The organism is Kocuria sp. ZOR0020 (genome assembly GCF_000800955.1).
In the GTDB taxonomy this organism is placed as follows: Bacteria; Actinomycetota; Actinomycetes; order Actinomycetales; family Micrococcaceae; genus Kocuria; species Kocuria subflava.
Map to the genome: position 1 here is coordinate 1 of NZ_JROX01000283.1, position 521 is coordinate 521.

A 521-nucleotide genomic window follows, 5' to 3' on the forward strand; every position below is an offset into this window, starting at 1 on the left:
CAGGCCAGAAGCGGCAGATTCACCTGCGGGTTTTTCTCCAGCAAATGCCCCGGGGGCCGCGCATGTGGCTACAGGTGGCCAGCACCCTTGGTGTCACGAATCAAACCGGTGTTGACAGGCGGGTTCACTGCAGTTCGTCGCCGAAGGCACTGAGGGCTCGCGCCGCCTCACGGATGTTCCGCGCGAACTGTTCCACCACATCCGCTTGGGCTGCGTGGTGATTGATCACGTACTCGTAGTGTTCGCGGTGCCTGACGTATCCCACCCCCAAGCTGTCGGCAGCGGCGGGGGCAAACGCGTAGCGGCAGATCGGCTGGGACTCACCCAACGACGTCGTGGACAGGAAATCGCTGCTGACCGCCCGGCGCTGGTCGGAGGTCAGGAATTCTGGAACCTGCTCCCCCTCCTGGACCATGTTCAGCAGACCCAGCAGGTGGCGGTCGATTCCGCGTCCCGCCTTGCACGCCTTCACCCAACCCCGGTGGGCGTCCATGGCCTGGCCGAAAAGTTCCTGGGTGGCT

1 protein-coding gene is annotated in these 521 nt (G+C 64.3%); it reads right to left on the reverse strand.

The annotated features are described in order from the left end of the window. Positions 1-124: 124 nt before the first annotated feature. Positions 125-521: choline/carnitine O-acyltransferase (locus L979_RS13035; RefSeq protein WP_047692637.1), on the reverse strand; the 397-nt coding region annotated here is incomplete at its 5' end.